13 protein-coding genes and 3 pseudogenes are annotated in these 17,664 nt (G+C 69.3%); 12 read left to right on the forward strand and 4 right to left on the reverse strand.

Annotated elements, in window-relative coordinates; genetic code table 11:
- Positions 1-75 precede the first annotated feature (75 nt).
- Positions 76-483 carry a DUF7919 family protein gene (locus Scani_RS42345; RefSeq protein WP_443098670.1) on the forward strand — a complete coding sequence of 136 codons (408 nt, stop codon included), beginning with the start codon at positions 76-78 and terminating at the stop codon, positions 481-483.
- A gap of 341 nt (positions 484-824) precedes the next feature.
- A complete protein-coding gene (locus tag Scani_RS39920; protein WP_167538059.1) occupies positions 825-1,013 on the forward strand; it encodes a hypothetical protein in 189 nt (62 codons plus the stop codon).
- A gap of 61 nt (positions 1,014-1,074) precedes the next feature.
- On the opposite strand, the pseudogene Scani_RS40810 reads toward Scani_RS39920, so the two are convergent.
- The 3 genes and pseudogenes from Scani_RS40810 to Scani_RS11840 form a co-directional block, all read right to left on the reverse strand.
- Positions 1,075-1,566: pseudogene (locus Scani_RS40810) on the reverse strand (IS110 family transposase); the annotation flags it as partial.
- Positions 1,517-1,654 carry a hypothetical protein gene (locus tag Scani_RS39925; protein ID WP_167538060.1) on the reverse strand — a complete coding sequence of 46 codons (138 nt, stop codon included), beginning with the start codon at positions 1,652-1,654 and terminating at the stop codon, positions 1,517-1,519. The pseudogene Scani_RS40810 and the gene Scani_RS39925, both read right to left, overlap by 50 nt.
- Positions 1,655-1,855: 201 nt before the next feature.
- A pseudogene (locus Scani_RS11840) lies at positions 1,856-2,160 on the reverse strand (transposase); the annotation flags it as partial.
- A 332-nt stretch (positions 2,161-2,492) separates the two neighbouring features.
- Between Scani_RS11840 and Scani_RS11845 the strand changes: the two are divergent.
- Positions 2,493-2,702, forward strand: coding sequence for a hypothetical protein (locus tag Scani_RS11845; RefSeq protein WP_159473507.1), 210 nt, complete (start codon positions 2,493-2,495; stop codon positions 2,700-2,702).
- Between the two features lie 435 nt (positions 2,703-3,137).
- Here the strand turns inward: Scani_RS11845 and Scani_RS11850 are convergent, their stop codons facing one another.
- A complete protein-coding gene (locus Scani_RS11850; protein WP_246295715.1) occupies positions 3,138-4,397 on the reverse strand; it encodes an alpha/beta hydrolase family protein in 1,260 nt (419 codons plus the stop codon).
- Between the two features lie 989 nt (positions 4,398-5,386).
- Between Scani_RS11850 and Scani_RS11855 the strand changes: the two genes are divergently transcribed.
- The 9 genes and pseudogenes from Scani_RS11855 (at position 5,387) to Scani_RS11895 (ending at position 17,374) form a co-directional block, all read left to right on the forward strand.
- Positions 5,387-7,711: a HAMP domain-containing protein gene (locus Scani_RS11855; protein WP_159473509.1), complete on the forward strand. Its 2,325-nt coding sequence runs from the start codon at positions 5,387-5,389 to the stop codon at positions 7,709-7,711.
- Positions 7,712-7,727: 16 nt separating this feature from the next.
- On the forward strand, positions 7,728-9,062 hold the full coding sequence (pgsB, locus tag Scani_RS11860) for a poly-gamma-glutamate synthase PgsB (protein WP_159473512.1): 1,335 nt from the start codon (positions 7,728-7,730) through the stop codon (positions 9,060-9,062).
- Positions 9,059-9,541 (forward strand): poly-gamma-glutamate biosynthesis protein PgsC/CapC, encoded by a 483-nt coding sequence (locus Scani_RS11865; protein ID WP_033269075.1) that lies wholly within the window; start codon positions 9,059-9,061, stop codon positions 9,539-9,541. The genes pgsB and Scani_RS11865 overlap by 4 nt, the downstream gene beginning before the upstream one ends.
- Positions 9,542-9,587: 46 nt before the next feature.
- Positions 9,588-10,628, forward strand: coding sequence for an NlpC/P60 family protein (locus Scani_RS11870; RefSeq protein ID WP_159473515.1), 1,041 nt, complete (start codon positions 9,588-9,590; stop codon positions 10,626-10,628).
- A gap of 41 nt (positions 10,629-10,669) precedes the next feature.
- Positions 10,670-12,589, forward strand: a complete 1,920-nt coding sequence (locus Scani_RS11875; protein ID WP_159473517.1) for an ArnT family glycosyltransferase — start codon at positions 10,670-10,672, stop codon at positions 12,587-12,589.
- Between the two features lie 472 nt (positions 12,590-13,061).
- Positions 13,062-14,174 (forward strand): annotated as a pseudogene (locus tag Scani_RS11880) (FGGY family carbohydrate kinase); the annotation flags it as partial.
- 411 nt (positions 14,175-14,585) lie between these two features.
- Positions 14,586-15,257 carry an LPXTG cell wall anchor domain-containing protein gene (locus tag Scani_RS11885; RefSeq protein WP_159473520.1) on the forward strand — a complete coding sequence of 224 codons (672 nt, stop codon included), beginning with the start codon at positions 14,586-14,588 and terminating at the stop codon, positions 15,255-15,257.
- Positions 15,258-15,851: 594 nt separating this feature from the next.
- A protein-coding gene (locus Scani_RS11890) for an IS5 family transposase (protein ID WP_159473523.1) occupies positions 15,852-16,660 on the forward strand; the annotation gives its coding sequence in 2 pieces (ribosomal slippage) (positions 15,852-16,206 and positions 16,206-16,660; 810 coding nt in all).
- Between the two features lie 30 nt (positions 16,661-16,690).
- Positions 16,691-17,374 (forward strand): nucleoside/nucleotide kinase family protein, encoded by a 684-nt coding sequence (locus tag Scani_RS11895; RefSeq protein ID WP_174872668.1) that lies wholly within the window; start codon positions 16,691-16,693, stop codon positions 17,372-17,374.
- The last annotated feature ends 290 nt before the right edge of the window (positions 17,375-17,664 follow it).

Here is a 17,664-nt window from a genome sequence, read left to right on the forward strand (position 1 = left end):
CCCCTCGTGCGCGTTGCGGCGTGGTCGGGTCGCCGCACATGCAATTCGCTCGTCCTTGGTTGATAGACAATCACCATGACGTACTACGCAGACCTGACCCCGTACACGTATGACAGGGACAGTTGGGACCCAGAAGCGTCAAGCCGCTGGCGAGGCGTCCAGCTGTTGAACGTTGGGTGGCTCAGCCGCAGCAAGAACTACTCAAAAGGGGTGCCGTCGCCAGAGTTGGTAGACGCGCTGCAGCGTATGACTCAGACGCATCGGGCCCAGCAGACGCGCGGCTATCACGTCTGCCCTTGGTGTGCCTCGAGACTCCTCGGACCGCGTGGTGACAGTCCACGGGGTAGTTCAGAGATACGCGTCATGGGGAATGGCATCGCCTACGCTGCTCCTGAGCTGGTTGCTCACTATGTCGAAGCCCACGGCTACTTGCCGCCGACCGACTTCGTACATGCTGTGCTGTCGCCCGGTGCCTTCTCCTGACCCCAGCTCTCATGGCTGGGTGAGGATGAGGATCCGGAGGAGTTCGAGCGAGGCCCGGCCATACATGGATCTCGTGAGCGTTTTCACCCGGCTCACGTGTCCCTCGGCGACACCGGAACTCCACGGGAGAGGATGCCTCCAGGGCATTCGGGCTCGCGCGAGCCAAAGGCTACGACCTGGTTCGACGCGGGGAGTTCCCCTGCCGAGTCCTGCGCCTGGGCCACAGAACCCGCGTCGTCACCGCATCCTTGCTGCGCGTACTCGAAAGCGGAGAGCCTGAGTACAACGCTCCCCCGCCGGCCTCTGCACACCGCCGTAGACCGCTGTGCACCGTCACGCCTATGACGCAGCTTGGGAGTCAGAGCCGACAAGGTGGAAGCCTGCTCGGGCAGCGCCCCTATCGCCAAGCCCAGGGCGGCATTGGCTCGTCGATCGCCGCCGCGGTCGAGGCGGTGGTGATGCTGCCTGCTCCACAGCTCCTCTCGCGCCGTCGCCGCTCTCATGATCTTCGAATTGCGCGCAAGTCCTGACTAAGGCCGGGTTCTTCAGACCGGCCAGTTGCTCGCGCAGGTCCGGATCGGCGGTGGTCAGGACAGCCTCGAGCTGATTGATCGCCTGCGTGCGAGCCTTGACAGCGGAATCCTTGGCCAGTTTGAACAGACGGGCACACTGCACCGGCCCATCCCCAGCCTTGGCCTGTGAGCGAGCGCGGCCACTCAGCACCGCCCGCGCCGCCTCCTGCGCATCCACCGGATCCGACGCACCCCGCCGTCGACGAACCGAACGATCAGGCCGGTTCACCTCGAACACCTCGACCCGGCAGGCCAGCAAGTAGCGGGAGAGAGCAGCTCCGTAGCTGCCGGACCCTTCCACCCCGGCCCTGCACACCGTACCCAGCCGGCTGGCCCACTTCCAGAGTTCGCGATAGCCCCCCGCCGTGGCGGGAGAGGGCGCGGAGTCCATGACCGCCCCTGGCATGGAGAGCACGGCGGCCACATGAACATCCCAGTGGGTGTCCACACCTAGGACCACCTCATCCACAACAGGTGGTCGGGTTCTGCAACCGGGCGGCACCGTGCTCATCTCCAAGATCCGCCTTGTACGCGGCATCGGGCACATTCTCGACGTGCTCGACGTCCTTCACCGCGACCAGGTGGCGCTGCGCATCCACGACGGCGCGTGCCTCTCGTGCAGATCACCGTCGCACGAGAGGCTTGACCCGTTGGCTTCGTTGTCCTCTAGGAACAGCTTTTATCGACGGGCGAACTCAGGGGAGCTGCACGCTCAACGCGTAGAGACGTGTCGTCTGTTCGCTGTTGGTGTTGTCGTCCGACACGAGGTACAGCGGACGTCGGCCCTTGTGCGAGCCAGTGGTCCAGTCGTTGCGAGTGCCGGCGGTGACCTGGAAAGCCGACGGTCTGCCTCGTCCGTCGCAGGCCAGGTGAATGTTGCTGGTCAGTCCGCCGCGGGAGCGTCCAAGTCCGCGTTCCTCGAGCCCTCTTTGGCCGCAGTGTGCTGGTGAGCCCGTGCGATCGTCGAATCGATCGCGACCAGCCAGTCCACTTCTGCCCGCGTCCGGGCGGCAGCGAAGAGGCGGTCGAAGGTGCCGTCGGCGGCCCAGCGGGCGAAGCGTCCGTGAACGGTCTGCCAAGGGCCGAAGCGTTCGGGCAGGTCTCGGCTGCACGTCCATATCGCGCGGTTGGACCGACAACTCATGCCGCGATGGCGTCGGCGCATACCCGTGCTCCGGAAGGCAGTTGCCTCGGCACGGTCGGTGCAACGCCAGGTGGCGCCGCGAGACTATCTGGGGTCACGCATCTATCTCCTGCGCCTGGCTGAGAGCGTCCAGTGCCTCCTGGTCTGGGCAGCGGCTGACGAGCGGGCGCTCGCCGGGTCGGATATCGACCGCCCCTCAGACCTGGATCGGTCTGGGGTGGCCAGCCGGTGGGCGCGCCTCTTCTGGGGAAGCACCTCGTCGCGCGATGTGAGGTGGGTATGTCACGTCACCGGTGATCGCTGTCGCGGACGCCGCTCCCGTCGTGCGCGACGTCACCTCGGTCACGACGTACGCGTGGTGGGTGCAGCTGGCCGAGAAGCCGCTCCCCGCGCCACTGACCGAACGGGATTGGGCTGTCTTGCCGCTTGGCCTGCAGCCAGGTCTTTCAGCCCTGGAAGCCCTCCTCTACGACAGCGAACCCGTGGGCCCGATCCTCTGCTGACCTCGGCACCGACGGCTCTACGCGCCGGTGGCCGCGGAGTACCAGCACAGCCTGATGGGTGAGCGGCTGGGTGTTCGGGGGCGGGATCTTTCCTGTCCGGTCGACGCTCGGCATCGCTGCGGCTGCGATGGTCGACTGTGGCCATGACCTTCGGCTACGAGCTGGCCCAACTGCGGTAGTCGGACCGCGTCGGGTACGGCAGTGGAGCCGCCTGGGCACCAGCAGTGGCGTCATCATGCGCATCAACCTGGCGGATCGAAACGGATGTCGTGCCACGCCCTCGTGCACATTGCTCGGTTGCCCTCGAAGCTCGTCCGTTGCTGCCGGGCCACGGGGCACCCGTCGAGCGTCTGCAGCAGGTCAGCGTGCGGTGCGGGTGTACGGCCGGGACATACCGTCGCGCCGGGCAGTGGCCGACGGTGACGTCCGGTCGGTTCAGCGGATGAAGTCGACCTCTGGGTAGTGGCGCGAGGGGCCGTCGAGCAGGCTGCTGTGCTGGTGGCGCAGATGCTTGTCGAAGAAGGCGGCGACGTAGGTGCGTTGGACCTCGATGGAGCGGTTGGGGTCGATCGTGCCGAGTGCCTGCTGCATTACTTCCGGGGTCATCCCGAATGCGCCCGGCGCCTGGGGGAAAAGGACCTGGTTGTCGACGAAGGAGTTGTGCCCGGAGCCGCGCAGCTTCAGGTCGAGCCGCTCTCCGTGCAGGTTTTCCCAGAGCCGCGCCCAGCTCGGGTCGGTGTTGCGGTTGTGGTGCTCGGAACTGAACAGCATGTAAGGGCGGTCGAGCCGCTGGTGTTCCGACCGGCCGAAGAGCTGACCGTCCAGGTTCACGCCGGCGTCGATCCTGTGGTCCGCGTGCATGGCGGCGGCCACTGATCCGCCGCCGAGGGAAGCGCCGAACATCCCGACGTGTTTCGTGCTCACGGCCTGGGTCAGTCCGTGGGGGAGCGGCTTGTGTTCCACGTCCGGGTTGTGGCCACGGGCGATCTCGGCCAGCTGGTTGATGACGAAGTGGCTGTCCGCCGCCCGGACGTCGATCAAGTCGCGCGATTTGGTGCCTGGCGGCAGCATGCTCACCTCATGTCGCCCGCCAGGGAACACCACATCGCCGGTGTCGTGGGTGTGGTCGATGGTGACGACCAAGTAGCCGCGGCTGGCCAGGTCCTGAACCAGTGCCGTGCCCGTCGCACGGTTCCCACGCCCTCCGGGCGAGTACAGCAGCACCGGCAGCTTGCCGTCCTTGCGGGCGACCGGGGCGCCGGTGTGCCCGGCCGTGGTGGGCAGGGTCACCCCGCCCGGCAGCACCTGCTGGCTGTTGGGGAGGAGTGCGGCGGGGTACTGGCTCGTGTGTGTCGCCGGGTACCACAGCGAGACCATCAGCTCGCGTTGCTGTCCGGGCACCCACGGATCCATGCGGGACGAGTCGCGCAGGTGGAGGTCGACCGTCCCGACGCGATGGCGACCGGTCGGAGCAGGGAGAGTCAGCTGGCCCGGGGCTTGGGGCGGTTCCACGGCCGCTTCCGTGTCCGCGGACGCCGCTGTGTCCAAGGCCGCCGCCGCGGCCATGGGCGCATGGGCGGTCTTCTCCGCGGCGGTGGCCGGCGCGATCCCCGCGCCCAGGGCGAGGGTCAGTAGTCCTGTGGTGCCGGCGACCCGGGTGCGCAACCGGCTGTGGCGCCTTCGTGCGTGCTTCATGGGCAGCCCCCCTCCATGGTGGTGATCGCCACGTGATCAGCGATCGGCTGGCGGTCATCGTATATGCAGTTTTGCCATGGCCCAGCCAACCCACTTGATAGTGCCGGGAGTTATCCACGGCGGTGGGTGAGGTGAGCGCTCATGACGCGTCCGGAATTGCGCGGTGTCGGCTTCGTACACCGTCCGTCGCCGGGCCCCTGTGACCTGCCTTTTGCGCTGGACCCCAATGCGCTGGGCACTGTCTGTCGGCGCTGGTGGTGCATGCCACCGAGTTGAGCAACGTGGAGTGTCCGTGCGGGATGCGCGAAGGGGAAATCCCCTGGTGCGGCCGGTGGCAGTTGTCAGCGCCGGGCCGCTCGGCATCCCCGGGCAACCAGTTGCAGCAGCAAGGCCCAAGCCGGGGGAGGCCGGACGTGCACGACCGTTTCGTTGCCTCAGTGCGTTGACTGAAGGAGCGTCAGTCCCGGCCAGCACGCCTCTGTGAAAGGTGGCTGGTTCACGCCATCGCATGATGGTGGCCATCGGATCCAGGTTTGCTTCGACTTTGCTCACCGTTTTCACTGAGTGCGTTTATTACGCGGCAGTTCGTAACTGCCGACCGGGACGACCGCCCCCTGTGGAATTGCGCATTTCCCCGGGAAGGGGCAGTTTCGGTGGCCGCCTTCGGCGCAATCGCGACTGTGCGTGAGGAATCGAATGCAGACGGGGAACGAAGGGGCAAACGACCCTGTCGGCTGTTGCGTGGGAAATTCCGCACGCCGGGACGATGTCGAGACCGCGTAAGCGGCCGCTTTTCAGGGCGAGTTGAGCCAAGTGCCGTATGGGACGGCATGGAGGGCACAGAACGAACACCCTTGTGATTATCCTGTGTTCCCAGTATTCATACTGGTTGAGTTGCCGCACGGCCATTCCCCACACGCCGAGAGGACGCTGTCCTGCACGCCGTTGCCCGCGCACCCCGTCCGCACCGCACCCGACGCCGCGCCGACATGCCCATGCTCGGAGGCGTCCGCCCACCGATCGCCGCACTGCTCTGCGGCCTGCTGGCAGTTTCCGCGTTGACCGCTCTCGGTCTCGGTACCGTTCACGAACAGGAGGTGCCCCAGGCCCTGAGCGACGCGGAACGCCAGATCGCCCAGGATGCCGCCGACTCGGTCGGGACCTCCATCAACGCAAGTGCCAGGGCCGTGCGCCGCTCTGCGGCGTCGGCCACACCCCCCGGCAGCAGCAAACCGGCGACAGTTCTGCGGTCCCTTCTCCCGACCGGGCACCCTGCGGCGGGCGGTGTGCTGCTCGACCCGCGCACCGGCAAACCGCTGGCGGCCAGTGGGGAGAAGGTGCCGCTGACCGGGGTGGATGCGAAGGATCTGGCGCGGCCCGATACCGGCAACATCGCGCCCCGGGTGGTCGCTTCCGGCACTGGCGCACCGCGGCTGTTGCTCTTCGCCCGGGTGAGCGTCCCCGTTGCGGACCGCAAGCAGGACGAGAACCAGGATCAGGCGGGGGACCTGAGAGGGGATCAGGACGCGGAGGAACGCGGACTCCTGTTTGTCGTCTCCGAAAAGGTCGCTGCTCCAGCGGTGTACGGAGCGGGGCGCACCGGGCAACTGGTGGACCGGAACGGCAAGGTGTGTGCTTCCGCCCCCACCACCGGCGCGGCCCTGGCGGCCGCTACCGGCCACCGCGCGCTGCCTGCCGCTGCGGCGAACGCCGCGAACACCAGCGTTCACACCGGCGACGTCTCGGGCAGCGTGCTCGGTGACGGTCGCCACGGGCTGCGCAGGGTCACGGGGTGGGCCTCGGTCGTCTCGGAGGACGGCAAGGACGACGCCTCCGGCCTGGGACTGACCGTCCTGACGGCCCGGGAGGTGCCTCCGGCGAAGGCGGGAGCCGACCACATGTGGTTCGCCCTGGTGGCCGCGGGTGCGCTGGTGGTGATCGCCGTGCTGGTCACCCTGGTGCTGTGGGGCACGATGCAGCGTCCGCTGCTGCGGCTGCATCTGTCCGCCGCACGGCTGGCCAGGGGTGTCGGCGAAGTGCCGGAGGAGCGTGCGGAGTTGGCGCGGCCGGTGCCGGTTCTCGGGTTCGGCGAGCCCGGCAGGGCCGGCCGGGCGCTGGAGTCGATCCGCCGCCAACTGCTCGGCGAGACGGGGCCGGAGCCGGAGCAGGAGGTGCGGCGCCGTCCCGGTGTCCGGGCGCTGGTGCTCGTCTGCGCTCTCGTGATCGCCGCGTGGGGGGTGCCGCTGCTGTTCCTGCTCAACCGGGTACCGGCGGCCAAGGCCGTACCGGCAGCCGCCGTCGCCGATCAGCAGGCACGCACCGAGGCCGCCGCCGACCGGGTGCAGCGGTCCCTCGGCGGGAGCCGCACCGACCTCGCGGCGGCGGCGTCGGCCCTCTCCGGTGCGTCACGCGACCGGGCGGCGGAGGTGCTGCGGCGCGAACGCGCCGACCACCCCACGTTCCGGTCGCTGTATGTGCTGGACCGCACCGGTGCCCTCGTGCAGCAGGTGGGCGAGCAGCCGGTGCGCACCCAAGTCCCGCCAACCGGCGGGGGAATCACCCAGGTCAACACGTCGGGCAAGATCCCGGCGATCGCCGCCTACGCCCGGATCCCGGCGCCCGGGAAGGCCAAGGGCGCCAAGAAGGCCGAGGACACCGCCCCGGCTGTCGTCGTCGCGGAGATCGGCGTGGACGCGCTGGACGACCTGGTTTCCCGGCCCGGGCTCGGCAGCGTGTGGCTGACCGACGAGCGCCACAGAGTGCTTGCGGCGAGCGTCGGCTTTGAAGCCTTCCAGTCCCTTCCCAGCCGGCGCCTCACCCGTCTGGTGGCGAAGACCGACGCGGCCCCCGGCGGCGCGGGCAAGTCGGCATCGGCCGTACTGCACGCGGGGACCTCCCCGGGCGAGGGTCTGTCGGTCGCGGCCGCCGCGCCACTGGCACAGAAGGGGCCTGCCGCCGGACTCGGCTGGCGGGTGGTCTCCGCCGAGCCGGCCGCGGCGCTCAAACTGGCGGCATATCAGGTCCAGGCACGCACCATGCTGGCCGGGCTGCTCGCCCTGACCGCGGGCGGCGCCTGCCTGGGCTGGCTCCACATCGTGGTGGTCAGACCGCTGCGCACGCTCACCGGATGCGCGGAACGGCTCGCCGCCGGTGACCGCCGCACCGTGCTGTTCCCGGTCCACCACGACGAGTGCGGTTCGGTCACCCGCAGTCTGGAACTGCTCCGGCAGGCGCTGGTGGAGCGGGACCGTGGCGCGGGAGCCGGTCTGGCCGCTGTCCCTGTCCCCTCGTTCCAGTGCGGCAGCGCACCGTAGTGAAGGATCGACCGACGTGCTTTTCCTCTATGTTGTCCTGCTGCTGAGCTGTGCCGTGCTGCTGGTCGCCGGCGTGCTGGAGCAGCGGCGCCACTACGCCGCGCTGGCGCAGATCCCCACCCGGGTGCTGGTCAACGGCATTCGCGGCAAGAGCTCGATCACCCGGCTGTGCGCGGGAGCGCTGCGCGGCGGCGGTCTGGTCACCGTGGCCAAGACCACCGGCACCGCTGCCCGGTTCATCCACCCGGACGCCACCGAGGAGCCGGTGTACCGGAAGTTCGGCATCGCGAACGTCGTCGAGCAGATCGGCATCGTCCGGCGCGCGGCGGCGTACCGGCCGCACGCCCTGGTGATCGAGTGCATGGCGGTGATGCCCGCGCTGCAGGAGGTCAACCAGGAGAAGCTGATCCGCTCCACCATCGGCGTGCTGTGCAACGTGCGCGAGGACCACCTCGCCGAAATGGGGCCGACGCTGGACGATGTCGCCCGCTCGCTGTCCCGGTCGATGCCGTTCGACGGGGTCTGCGTCACCGCCGAGCAGGAGCGGCTGCACATCCTCGAAGAGGAGGCGGACAAGCGGCGGTGCCGGCTGATCGCCGTCGATCCGGAGTCGGTCACCGACGAGGAGCTGCGCGAGTTCAGTTGGTTCACGTTCAAGGAGAACGTCGCCATCGCGCTGGCCGTGGCCGAACTGCTCGGTGTGGACCGGGCCACCGCCCTGCGCGGTATGCGGGAGGCGCCGCCGGACCCCGGCGTGCTCTCCGTCGAGCGCTACCGCACACCGGACGGCAAGCGGCTGCGCTTCGCCAATGTCTTCGCCGCGAACGACCCCGAGTCGACGTTGATGAACGTCCGTCAGCTGGAGGAACTCGGGGCGATCCGCCGCCCGCTGAACCTCGTCATCAACTGCCGCCCGGACCGGGTGGAACGCAATGGCCAGATGGGAGCGATCGTCCCCGACCTGGCCCCGGAGACGGTGTTCCTCATCGGGCATCCGACCAAGAGCGCCCTCGACGGCATCCCGCCGGGCTCACCGGGCCGGGTGGTGGACCTGGGCGGCGACCGGCGCGACGCGCAGGAGCTGACCCACGCCCTCCTCGCCGAACTGGCCCCGGATTCCTCGCTGGTGGCCGTCGGCAATATCCACGGCCAGGGCGAACTCCTCCTGGACCACCTCGGCAGGCTGGCCTCGGACCACGACGACGAGCCGCTTCCGGTCGCGCACCCGCCCGAGACGGAGCCGTACAGCTGGGTGGGGTCGCTGACCGGCCCGACGTCCGGCGCACCTGTCCCGAGCCCCTCCCCCGCCCATGCCGATTCCCGGTACGAAACCGCAAGGAAGCCGCTGTGATCCCCGTCATCGTCACTCCGCAGACCGCCGCACTGGGGATCGCCCTCGGACTGCTCTTCTCGCTGATCTGCTATCTGACCACCAACCTCTCCCCCGGCGGCATGATCACCCCCGGCTGGCTGGCACTGACCCTGGTCACCGATGTGGTCCGGGCCGCGATGATGATCGGCGTCACGGCCCTCACCCTCGCCGCGACCAAGCTCCTCCAGCGTCATGTGATCCTTTACGGAAAGCGGCTGTTCGCCGCCGTGGTGCTGTCCGCCGTACTGCTCCAGACCACGGTGATGCTCGCCCTCCAGCACGAGTTCCCGCTCCTGTACACCGCGCAGACCCTGGGCTTCATCGTGCCCGGCCTGATCGCCTATCAGCTGGTCCGCCAGCCATTGGCGGCCACCGTGGTCTCCACCACGGCGGTGACCCTCGGCACGTACGTGGTGCTGGTCGCCGGGCTGCTGCTGGGGGCCCTGCCCGTCGGCTGAACGCCGCACGCATCCGCCGTACCCGTCCGCACGTCGAGGAGGTCACATGGGCACCCACCCCACCCCGTCCGGCAGGCCCAGTCGCCGCCAGGTCCTGGTCTGTGCCGCCGGTCTGGCCTCCGCCGGAGCGGTCACCGGATACGCCTGGCACCACTTCCGCAGCGGCGCACCGGACAGTGACGTCCCGGTACCGGCCGGCGGCTACCGCTTCGAGCGCCGCGCCGCGCCCGCCCGTACGGTGGTGCGCGCCGCCGACGACCGCGTGCTGGCCACCTTCACCGACGGCGCCCGCACCGCGCTGCTGACCGGACCGACCCGTACCTGGAGCGAGCCGCGCACCACCAGTGCGGTGGTGCGCAGCGACGCCTGGATACGGCTGATGGGCAGCGCATGGAGCCAGGGCAAGGAGGACACCCGATGGTTCCGGGAGTGGTTCCCCAAAGCCCTGGCCGACCGCAGTCCGGACGCCTTCGCCGTGGCCTTCCAATACGGCGACGGGGCGCACGATCTGCACACCGCCTCGGGCCTGCGCTACGCCGGCAAGGCGCACTTCGGCCCGCTCGTTCCCGGGCAGTCTCCGACGTCGTTCCACTACCGCGACGAGCAGTCCGACTTCTACGACTACCTCGGCACTCCCTGGACCTTCCCGGACGGCACCCGCAAGCACCCGGAGAAGGAGCGCTACGGGGACGTGGACTGCTCCGGCTTCATGCGCCTGGTCTGGGGCTACCGGATGGGCTACCCCATGCACGCCACCAACGGCCCGGGGATCGGCCTGCCCCGCCGGGCCTACGCCATCGCCACCCGGGCCCCCGGCGTACTGCTGATCCCGAACACCGGCCGGCCGCCTGCCGACTTCAGTCAGCTGCTCCCCGGCGACCTCGTCTTCTTCGCCATCGACATCGGCAGACCGCACGGCATCGACCACTGCGGCATCTACCTGGGGCCGGACACCGAAGGGCGCCCGCGCTTCTACTCCAGCCGCTCGCGGGCCAACGGGCCCACCATGGGCGACTGGGCCGGCCGCGCGACGCTCGACGGCTCCGGCTTCTACGCCCAGGGATTCCGCATGGCCCGCCGCCTGTGAAGCCGACGTCCCCAGCCCGCCGCCCCAGGAGAGACCCCGCCATGGCCACCGTCCCCGTCACCCGGGACCCCACCGACCGCCACGACCGCATCCGCGACATCAGCCGCGCCGTCCGCCCCAAGCTCCGGCAACCCACCCCCCTCAGCCGGGAGTCATACGCCCTGCTGCTGATCCTGGCAGCCGCCGCGGTGCTCTACACCTGGGCCCTCGGGCGTGCCGCGGTGCATCCGTACTACAGCGCGGCCGTGCGGTCGATGGCGGCGGACTGGCACGCCTTCGTCTTCGGCGGGCTCGACCCGAGCGGCTCGATCAGCCTGGACAAAATCCCCGGAGCGCTGTGGCCGCAGGCCCTTTCCGTCCGGATCCTCGGGCCGTACAACTGGGCGGCGGTACTGCCGCAGGTACTGGAGGGCCTCCTCGCCGTCTGGGCGCTGCACCGGATCGTGCGTGCCTGGGCCGGGCCGTTGGCGGGGCTGCTGGCCGCGCTGGCGCTCGCCCTCACCCCGGTCACCGTCGCGCTCAACCGGCACAACATCCCCGACACCCTGCTCGTCCTGCTGCTGGTCCTGGCGGCGGGGTCGTTGCAGAAGGCCGTCCGTACCGGGAGACTGCTGCCGCTGCTCGTCTGCGGGGCATGGGTGGGACTGGCCTTCCAGGCCAAGATGCTCCAGGCCTGGCTCGTCCTGCCGGTCTTCGCCGCGGTGTACCAGTTCGCAGCGCCCGGCCCCTGGTGGGACCGGGCCCGGCGGCTGCTGCTCGCCGGGTTCACCGCACTCGTCGTCTCCTGCTCCTGGCTGCTGCTGGTATGGGCCTCCCCCGCCGCGAACCGTCCCTACCTCGACGGAACCAGCAACAACAACCCCTTCACCCTGGTCTTCGGCTACAACGGGCTGAGCCGCTTCGGCCACGACCCGCACGCGCTGGGCGCCGTCGCCGGGACCGCCGCCAGCCGTACCAGCGGGAACACGGGGTGGAGCATGGTGGTCAACCATGACGTGGGCCCGCAGATCGCCTGGCTTCTGCCGCTCGCCGTACTGGCCTTGGCGCTGGGCGTGTGGTGGCGCGCCGGACGACCGCGCACCGACGGGCCGCGGGCCGGGTTCCTGCTCTGGGGCGGCTGGCTGGTGATGCACCTCGTGGTCTTCAGCAACTCCAACGGCAACCACGGCTACTACACGGCCGTACTGGCCCCGGCCCTCGCCGCGCTGACCGGTGGCGGAATCGCGCTCTTCCGGTCCGAGTACCGCGCCGGCGGCCGACGCCGGGCGGCGCTGCCCGTCGCTGTCGGGCTCACGGCACTGTGGGCTGCGGTCGTCGACGGCCCGCACAGCGAATTCGTGCCCTGGCTGCTGCCGGTGGTGCTGATGCTCGGCCTGTGCGGGACCGTCGGACTGTGGACCAGCGGGCCCCGCACCACACGAGCGGCCATGCGCAGCGCCCTGGCGGCGTCGCTGGCGGCCGTACTCCTCGCCCCGGCCGTCTGGGCCGCCTCCTGCCTGAACCCGCGCTACCCCGGCTCACCGATCGAACCCCTGGCCGGACCGGTCGGCCCCGGCTTCCACGGTACGCACCATCACCGGGCCAAGGTCCTCCGGAACCCCTTGAACACACCGTCCGCGCGGGACACCGCACTGCTGCACTACCTCTCCGCGCACCGTTCCGGGGAGAAGTACCTGCTCGCCACCCAAGCCGCCTACGGCGCCGAGCCCCTGCTGCGCGCCACCCCCCAACCCCTCCTGGTCATGGGCGGCTTTACCGGCCTGACCCCCTATCCGACCGCACCACGACTCAGGGACCTGGTCTCCGCCCACCAACTGCGCTACGCCCTCCTCACCACGCGCCGACCGTCCACTCCGGCGTCGGTCTGGGTGAAGAAAAGCTGCACCCCCGTCTCCCCAAGCGCCTACGGTCAGATCTCGGACGGAAGCTTCACCCTCTACGACTGCGCTGGAGGCAAATGACCTCCTCCCACGGCGAGTTCCGCGGCCCACACACTCACGATCCGCGACGGCTCCCGTACGCAGGCGGCTGCATCGTCACTCCGCATCCGGGACAGACGACGGCATCGCACACTCGCTGATGGGGCGTCACCTACGTCGGCCAGTGCGAGGTCACGTGGCCCGCCCAATGGACGATCTGCAGGCGGCGGCCCGGATCGCCCTGCGCTCCATGGGGCCTCGAGCAGCGCCACCCATCTCTGGCCGGCCCCTGCTGGCCTACGCCGACAGTGCGCTCGCGGAAGAGCTCGGCTCGATCACCCCGGGGGATTCCGGGCGGGCGACCTGTGCGGGCGCGGCTGCCATACGAGACTGCGCCCTCGCCGTGCCGCGCGGTCTCGGCCACGGCAGGCTCTGGATCGCTACCTCAAGGATCAATCGAGCCCAGCCGCCCCACCCCCCGCACCGTATTGAGCCGCCGCTCCAGGAGCACACCGTGACCGACACGCGAACCGCCGGCCCGTTCATCGCCGCGATCGACCAGGGCACCACCGTCAAGCCGATGCATCCTCTTCGACCGGGACAGTCGGATCGTCTCCATCGACCAGAAGGAGCACGAGCAGATCTTCCCCAGGCCGGGCTGGGTGGAGCACGACGCCAGTGAGATCTGGACCAACGTCGAGGAGGTCGTCGCCGACGCCCTCGACAAAGTCGGGATCACCCGCGGCCTCAGAGCGATCGGCGTCACCAACCAGCGCGAGACCACCGTCCTCTGGGACAAGAAAACTGGCGAGCCGGTGCACAACGCCATCGTCTGGCAGGACACCCGCACCGACGCGCTGTGCAAGGAGCTCGGCGGCAACGTCGGCCAGGACCGGTTCCGCCACGCGACCGGCCTGCCGCTGACCTCCTACTTCTCCGGCCCCAAGATCCGCTGGCTGCTGGACAACGTCGCCGGCCTGCGCGAGCGCGCCGAGCGCGGCGAGATCCTCTTCGGGACCATGGACTCCTGGGTCATCTGGAACCTCACCGGCGGCCCTTCCTGCGGCGTCCACGTCACCAACGCCTCGCGCACCATGCTCATGAACCTGCACGCCCTGGAGTGGGACGAGCGCCTCCTTGCCGTCACGGATATCCCGGCCGCCATCCTGCCGCGGATCCGCTCTTCCGCCGAGGTGTACGGCATGGCCGGCGGAGCCCTCTACGGCGTGCCGGTCGCCTCCGCGCTCGGCGACCAGCAGGCGGCGCTGTTCGGCCAGACCTGCTTCTCCGAAAGCGAGGCCAAGGCCACGTACGGCACCGGCACCTTCCTGCTGATGAACACCGGCCGCCGGCCCGTCCACTCCCACAGCGGGCTGCTGACCACGGTCGGCCACCGGATCGGCCGACGAGCGCCGGTCTACCCGCTGGAGGCTCCATCGCGGTCACCGGCTCGCTGGTCCAGTGGATGCGCGATCAGCTGGGCCTGATCGGCACCGCCGCGGAGATCGAGACCCTGGCGAGCTCGGTGAGGGACAACGGCGGCTGTTACATCGTCCCTGCCTTCTCCGGCCTGTTCGCCCCGTACTGGCGCTCCGACGCCCGCGGCGTGATCACGGGCCTGACCCGCGGTATCGGCGATTCCGGCAGGAGCTGGCCGCCTTGTCGCCGCACAGATTGCCAGTGCGGGGCCGTGGGTGTCTGCCTGCCGGGCGCGGGAGCCAAATCGGTTCAAGACCGGAACGAAATGCGGCGCGTCACACCCCACTGTCCGGCGTGACGGTTCCCTCCACCTGGCGGAGCCTCGCGCACGCTGTCGCGGCTGTCCATCCCAGCGCGGCAGGGGATGACAACCGGGATCAGCGGTTCAGAAGGACGTGGTCAAGGCCAGTGGGCCCGTACCCAATCGTTACGCGGGACTAATGGGGTGAGCGATGCGCTATGCGGCATAAGTGTTTGCGGTGCCTTGACGGTCCTCTGGGGGCGCAGGAAGCTGAGCCGCCCCCCACGGCAACCCTCCTCTTCTCCCGATGGAATGCCCATGCGCCCGCTTGTTTCCACAGGCACGCTCACGGCCGCCGTGGCCGTGGCTCTGCTGCTCGCCCCTTCCGCTCACGCCACCGCCCCCGGCGACAACGGAACCGTGAAGATCCATGACGCCAAGACCGGTGAGGAGCTTCGCAAGAACGAGCCCCACGTGTGCACTTTCTACCTCGACGCCTTCGGCTTCGACGGCGGCCAGCAGGTCGACTGGCACATCGAATCCTGGGCCCCGACCGCCGGCGTCAAGGGCGAGACCGTGAAGACTGGATCCCTGACACTCGACGGCGAAGGACACGGCCGTACACAGGACCAGTCCCTGCCCGACGGGCACTACAAGCTCTTCTGGAACTTCGACGGCGAGCGGGGCCGGGCCAAGCACAAGGTCTTCTGGACCGACTGCGGGGACGACACCCAGCCGGGCGGCGGCAAGCCGTCGGCGTCCGTCACCCCGTCGAGCCCCGCGCAGTCGACCACCACCCCTACATCGACCGCCCCCGCGAGCGCCGTCCCGGCGCCTCCTGAGCCGTCGTCCCCGTCCGCACAGGACAGCGGCGACCTCGCCGAGACCGGCAACGGCGCCCCCGTCGGCCTGCTGTCCACGGCAGCCGCTGCGCTCGTCGCGGCCGGCGGCTACCTCGTGTTCCGCCGCCGCAAGGCCCAGCAGCGCTGACATACGTGTGCCCCTTCTGGAAGTGCCCTCGGCGGGCACCTCCACAGCACAGCGCGCGGAAAGCACTACGGGCCCCAAGCGATCAACTACCGAACGTAGTTCCCTCTGGTCAGCAGGCCGTGCCCTCGCGCCATTTGATCCTGAAGTGGCGCGAGGGAACGGCGCTGCCGACAGCGTTCTGATCATTCAGTCGCGTAACTGGCACTGACCTGTATGGCGGAGAGCAGATCTGTCCTGGCGATACGAGGTGCCTACCGATCCGTATCGGCGGGAGCAGCGAGCGGTCGCTCTGCTCGCAGAGTTCATCCAGGCTGCCAGAGCGCCCCTCGGCCGACCCGCGTCGGCGCCGTGCAACGTCACGGAATGTGAGTCAGAACCGGTACCTACTGACAAAGCCACGCGGGAGAGATTGCCCGGCGTGGCGACGTCGTTCAGCGCGGCTCGTCCCCAGGGCTGTACGAGGCCGCGGTCGGCATGGTTCGTGACTACGACTCCGGGGCGGGGACCCGGCCGGGGGGCTCAGGTTCGGCAGTGGGCAGGAAATTGCCGATAACACATCGTTTCTTTTGGTGTCTGACGGTCGTTGGATAGGTCATGGTGGACCTGGTTGAACGGCTGGTGCCGGACGAGTTATGGGTACTGTTCCGGCGAGTGGTGCCGCCGACGGAAGTAAAGCGTCCGCAGGGCGGGGGTCGGCGCCGGGCGGGTGACCGCGAGGCCCTGGCCGCGATCATCTTCGTAGCGACCTCTGGGTGTACGTGGCGGCAGCTTCCACCAGTCTTCGGGCCATGCTGGCAGACGGTCTACCGGCGCTTCGCCCGGTGGAGCCGGGACCGGGTCTGGGCCCGGCTCCACCGGGTCATCCTCGACGAACTCGGCGCCCTCGGTGAGCTGGATTGGTCGCGGTGCGCGATCAACTCTGTGAGCGTCCGGGCGGCAAAAGGGGGCCACTGACGGGACCGAATCCGACCGACCGCGGCAAGAACGGATCGAAAATCCACCTCATCACGGACCGGAACGGACTGCCTCTGTCCCTGGGCATCTCCGGCGCCAACATGCACGACAGCCTTGGTCTTCAGCCGCTCGTGCGCGGGATCCCACCTATCCGCTCCCGTCGCGGCCCGCGCCGCCGGCGCCCGGCCAAGCTCCACGCCGACAAAGGGTATGACTACGACCACCTGCGCAGATGGCTCGGAGAGCGTGGCATCCGCCACCGCATCGCCCGTAAGGGTATCGAGTCCTCACAGCGGCTGGGCCGTCATCGCCGGGTGGTCGAGAGGACCGTGTCCTGGCTGGCCGGCTGCCGACGCCTGCACCGCCGTTACGAGCGCAAGGCCGAGCACTTCCTCGCCTTCGTCGGCATCGCCGCAGCCCTCATCAACTACCGTCGGCTCACCGGGTGAAGGACTCCGCACGGGTGCGAGACTGCCGCCATGACTATGCATCTCATCTCCGTCATCGGGAGTAGCCCTGGCGTCGGCAAGTCCACCCTGTGCCGTGCGGTGGCCCAGTGGCTTACCAGCGTCGGCGCATCGGTCGACCACTTCGAGGAGGCCGACATTCTCACACGGTCGGCCTTCCGGCCCGTGGCTGAAGAGTTCGCTGGTGGGGCTTCCGCCGTCCAGCCTGCGACCTTAGTTGAGTGCACTCGCGCCTACGTCGCGGACTCACTCGCGGCGGGCAAGGACTACCTGGTGACGGATGCCCTTCTGCCCTTCATTCCGTCCCTTGTGGCATGGGGCCACGACGAGGGGACTCTCGTCCACGTCATGGAAGAGCTGGCCCGGGCTGTGGAGCCGGCCCAGGTCACCGTCGTCTACGTCCACGACAATCCGGAGACGGCGCTGCGGCGCGCAGTCGAGCGAGAAGGCGATGTCTGGGAAGACTGGTACGTGCGGAAACTCGCTGGCTCCCCTGGCACTCGGGCTGTTCATGACCTCTCGTCGGCCGCCGCTCATCTCCGCTTCGAGGCTGACCTGACCTGCCGTCTCCTAGCACAGACCCCGTGGCATGTTCTGAGCCTGGATGTAGGAACACTCAATGCTCAGGAGGCACACGCCCAAGCCCAGCACCACCTGATGGACGTGCTGGCGGTGACAGGACAACCTTCCACGTAGCAGTCGCCGCGAGGCGCCAAAAGAAACGATGTCTAAGGGCACGACGAAAGGCGCCTGGACCGGGCTCTTGCCTGGCGGGCGCCTTTCGGTCGGCCCGCCGGTGCCGCGCCCTGGCTGACGCGGTCCACTCCTGTCTGGACTGCTCGATGAGGGGGTGGCTGCTCCCGGACGCCGTCCAGGAACTTCGGCGGCTTTCACGGTCGGTGGGCCCGCGCCGTCCGGGCGGGCGCAGCTGCCGGGGCGGGCGGAGGAGAGGCGGTGGCCTTCGGCTGCGTGAAGCGCACGGGCCG

The organism is Streptomyces caniferus (genome assembly GCF_009811555.1).
Classification (GTDB): domain Bacteria; phylum Actinomycetota; class Actinomycetes; order Streptomycetales; family Streptomycetaceae; genus Streptomyces; species Streptomyces caniferus.

What these genes read in the sequence shown, in the direction of transcription:
- Scani_RS11855 (WP_159473509.1), top strand. Translation starts at nt 5,387, where the DNA reads ATGCCCATGCTCGGAGGCGTCCGCCCACCGATCGCCGCACTGCTCTGC.
- Scani_RS11885 (WP_159473520.1), top strand. Translation starts at nt 14,586, where the DNA reads ATGCGCCCGCTTGTTTCCACAGGCACGCTCACGGCCGCCGTGGCCGTG.
- Scani_RS42345 (WP_443098670.1), top strand. Translation starts at nt 76, where the DNA reads ATGACGTACTACGCAGACCTGACCCCGTACACGTATGACAGGGACAGT.
- Scani_RS11870 (WP_159473515.1), top strand. Translation starts at nt 9,588, where the DNA reads ATGGGCACCCACCCCACCCCGTCCGGCAGGCCCAGTCGCCGCCAGGTC.
- Scani_RS11850 (WP_246295715.1), bottom strand. Translation starts at nt 4,397, where the DNA reads ATGAAGCACGCACGAAGGCGCCACAGCCGGTTGCGCACCCGGGTCGCC.
- Scani_RS11895 (WP_174872668.1), top strand. Translation starts at nt 16,691, where the DNA reads ATGACTATGCATCTCATCTCCGTCATCGGGAGTAGCCCTGGCGTCGGC.
- Scani_RS39920 (WP_167538059.1), top strand. Translation starts at nt 825, where the DNA reads ATGACGCAGCTTGGGAGTCAGAGCCGACAAGGTGGAAGCCTGCTCGGG.
- Scani_RS11875 (WP_159473517.1), top strand. Translation starts at nt 10,670, where the DNA reads ATGGCCACCGTCCCCGTCACCCGGGACCCCACCGACCGCCACGACCGC.